This is a genomic window from Treponema sp. R80B11-R83G3 (assembly GCF_054786115.1).
Genome location: NZ_BDHF01000268.1, coordinates 1 through 2222, shown reverse-complemented (window position 1 = coordinate 2222; position 2222 = coordinate 1). Strand labels below are relative to the sequence as shown.

Sequence of the window (2222 nt, the reverse complement as noted above, 5' to 3'; positions counted from 1 at the left end):
GCAATGACAGAAAAAGAAAAAATCAACCGACAAGATTTTGTTGATAACGTGATTAACGACATGATCGTATCACTATCCTCGACTACAAAAAAACTGCAATGGAATATAAAAGTCATCAGCGACATTCGAGGAATATTAACCAGTTATTTTATTGAAGAATTGCGCCTATGCGCCGATGAAGAATTTTATCCATAAAACAAATAAAGGCATAAAATGGAGTTTTGCCAAACACAAGACATCATATAAAAGGATTGTGTCTTACCATAGTAAAAAAATATTAAAACTTTATTTTACTCTTTGGCAAAACTCCTAAGCTAAAAAAGCCGTAGGCTTTTTTAGCAATTCAGTCCGAATAAAAACTGTCGCATTTCTTTTTCACCTCAGCCCATTTAGGGATCGGCAGACGTTCTTTCTTCCCGTCATAAAACCTAATATCTTTAGGAGTCACCAATTCCATTTCCCAAGCAAGCGCGATCATTTCTTCACGGTTGTGGACATGAAAAGTCTTATATAAACTGTTCAGGTGGTTATAAACCGTGCTTTTTGCTATATCCAGCTCTTCCATTATTTGCTCAATGGTAAATCCGCTGCACAGCATGACAAGGCATTCCCTCTCCTTTTTAGTAACTTTGCCGTTAGCGTCAGGATATTCATCAAAATGATCTATCATTTCTTTAACCTTCGGGGAAATATACTGCCCGCCTTCCCGAACAATCCGCAAGCCCCGATAAAATTCGTCCTCCCCTTCCCACAAATCGAGATACGACTTCGCCCCCGCCCAAATGAAACACGGAGCGCGGCTCACAGGAAATTCATGGAATGAAACAACGGCGATATTCAATTTTGGGAAAATATTTACCAATTCGCCGATCCTGCACGTAGTAGCTTCCTGATAAAATCGGCTGTCAATAATAACTAGACATGGTTCTTTGTTGCAAATAACAGTGTTCAGTTCTTTATTTTTCCTGTCCGTAACCGTAACGTCTTTAAAGCCTAACGCCTCAAGCAGTCCTTTTATTTTCACATGAAGTTCCACCGCCCTAGAAAGCACCAACACCCCGCCGCTCATTTTTTTATCCCCCCGCCATTATTCAAATTACAAGGCGTAAAACAGCCCTGCCCCTCCTTGCCGTATGATTTCACCTTTTTTTCTTCACTATGCGTTTTCCCCCGAGCGGAATTGGGTTTTTCCCCCTCCGCTTCAAGACGGATTGACCTTAAAGAACGCATCCGCTCCGCTAATTTTTCCCTCTCCACGCCAGTTATAGCCTTAATGGTCGGATGCCCGCAAAGCCAGTTTTCTTCGGCGGTTTTTCTTTCCACGTCCGTTGCGTCAGGGTCTATGCCAGACATCTTTTTCCCGATAACGCAACGCCGCTCAAGCATGGCAAGGGTAAAATATCCCGCTATAGCGGAAGCGCCTATTTTTGCGATTTTCCGCTGACGTTTAACCCATTCGGGAACGTCCTGCAAACGGCAGACAGGCTCATCGGCGAACCATACCGGCTGCGCCGCCCCCACGTCCATTGGGCATATAGGCGCTGAACATTCATCAAAGTATTTACATTTCATGTTTCACCGCCTCCGTTTTTTTGCCTTCCATCCAGTTTTCGATCTCGGACGGCTTGAACCGCACCGCCCTGTTTAATTTGTGAAAAGGTATTTCCCCATTCGCCACATATCGGTATATGGTCTTAACCGACACCTGCAACGCCGCCGCCGCTTCATTCACTTTCCAATAAGTTTCCATTTTTCCCCCTGCATACGTTAAAAATAAGTCCTGCCGTTTCAAAGCGACACTATGGAAAAGTACAATTTTCAGAAACGTCAATTTTGCAATCGTCATTCATATTTCACCCCATGCGTAAAAAATATCTGTTCATTACCGCAAACGGCATTACCCATTCGGGTAGGTTTTAAGAAAAATCCCACCGCCATATTCATTAAAAATAAATCATGCCATTTCAGAGCGATACTGTTGTTTAGTGCAATTTTCAGTAAAAAATAAATTCACAGCCGTTTTTCGCTCCCCATACATAAAAATAAGGTCTGCCGATTCATAAAGATAGTTGGATTTAGTCCAAGTTTTAACATTATTTTCATAACCCGCCATGCTTCCTGCGCATACAAAATAAAAATAAATTCTGACAGTTCAAGAAGATATAGGAGTTTCCTACAATTTTCGGAAACGGCAATTTCAACCCGCCTTCCTCATTTATCAT

5 protein-coding genes are annotated in these 2222 nt (G+C 42.1%); 1 reads left to right on the top strand and 4 read right to left on the bottom strand.

Annotated elements, in window-relative coordinates; all coding sequences use genetic code 11:
- On the top strand, nt 1–195 hold a 195-nt coding region (locus tag ACYVRH_RS13230), incomplete at its 5' end, for a hypothetical protein (RefSeq protein WP_461257331.1).
- 148 nt (nt 196–343) lie between these two features.
- Here ACYVRH_RS13230 and ACYVRH_RS13225 read toward each other — a convergent pair.
- From ACYVRH_RS13225 to ACYVRH_RS13210, 4 genes are all read right to left on the bottom strand, one after another.
- The gene (locus ACYVRH_RS13225) at nt 344–1069 is read right to left on the bottom strand and encodes a response regulator transcription factor (RefSeq protein ID WP_461257364.1); all 726 of its coding nucleotides are present in this window, start codon (nt 1067–1069) and stop codon (nt 344–346) included.
- On the bottom strand, nt 1066–1572 hold the full coding sequence (locus ACYVRH_RS13220) for a hypothetical protein (RefSeq protein ID WP_461257363.1): 507 nt from the start codon (nt 1570–1572) through the stop codon (nt 1066–1068). Before ACYVRH_RS13220 ends, ACYVRH_RS13225 begins: the two co-directional genes overlap by 4 nt.
- Nucleotides 1562–1750: a helix-turn-helix domain-containing protein gene (locus ACYVRH_RS13215; RefSeq protein ID WP_461257362.1), complete on the bottom strand. Its 189-nt coding sequence runs from the start codon at nt 1748–1750 to the stop codon at nt 1562–1564. Before ACYVRH_RS13215 ends, ACYVRH_RS13220 begins: the two co-directional genes overlap by 11 nt.
- Nucleotides 1751–1954: 204 nt before the next feature.
- The gene (locus tag ACYVRH_RS13210) at nt 1955–2113 is read right to left on the bottom strand and encodes a hypothetical protein (RefSeq protein ID WP_461257361.1); all 159 of its coding nucleotides are present in this window, start codon (nt 2111–2113) and stop codon (nt 1955–1957) included.
- Between the last annotated feature and the right edge of the window lie 109 nt (nt 2114–2222).

Excerpts from the sequence above, each read along its gene's own strand:
- ACYVRH_RS13225 (WP_461257364.1), bottom strand. The coding sequence starts at position 1,069 with ATGAGCGGCGGGGTGTTGGTGCTTTCTAGGGCGGTGGAACTTCATGTG.
- ACYVRH_RS13220 (WP_461257363.1), bottom strand. The coding sequence starts at position 1,572 with ATGAAATGTAAATACTTTGATGAATGTTCAGCGCCTATATGCCCAATG.
- ACYVRH_RS13215 (WP_461257362.1), bottom strand. The coding sequence starts at position 1,750 with ATGGAAACTTATTGGAAAGTGAATGAAGCGGCGGCGGCGTTGCAGGTG.
- ACYVRH_RS13210 (WP_461257361.1), bottom strand. The coding sequence starts at position 2,113 with ATGGCGGGTTATGAAAATAATGTTAAAACTTGGACTAAATCCAACTAT.